Source organism: Mesorhizobium sp. M1A.T.Ca.IN.004.03.1.1 (assembly GCF_003997555.1).
GTDB lineage: Bacteria > Pseudomonadota > Alphaproteobacteria > Rhizobiales > Rhizobiaceae > Mesorhizobium.
This window is the reverse complement of record NZ_RZTV01000412.1, coordinates 1-267: the sequence shown is the minus strand read 5'-3', so window position 1 is coordinate 267 and position 267 is coordinate 1. Positions and strand designations below refer to the sequence as shown.

General features: G+C 66.3%; 1 protein-coding gene. It reads right to left on the bottom strand.

Annotation, left to right across the window (positions count from 1 at the left end; translation table 11 throughout):
* A partial coding sequence (locus tag EOD29_RS32220) for a DEAD/DEAH box helicase (protein WP_127248835.1) occupies positions 1-267 on the bottom strand: 267 nt, incomplete at both ends.

Genomic DNA, 267 nt, shown 5'->3' with positions numbered 1-267 from the left:
GCTCTTGGCGAGCTTGGCAATGGCCGCTGGCACTGTCGCCGAAAACATCAGTGTGCGGCGCTCGTCCGGTGCCGAATCGAGAATGAATTCCAGGTCCTCGCGGAAGCCCAAGTCGAGCATCTCGTCGGCCTCGTCGAGCACGGCGGCCTTCAGCTCCGACATGTCGAGTGCGTGGCGGCGGATATGATCGCAGAGCCGGCCGGGCGTGCCGACGACGATATGGGCGCCGCGTTCGAGCGACCGGCGCTCGCTGCGGATGTCCATGCC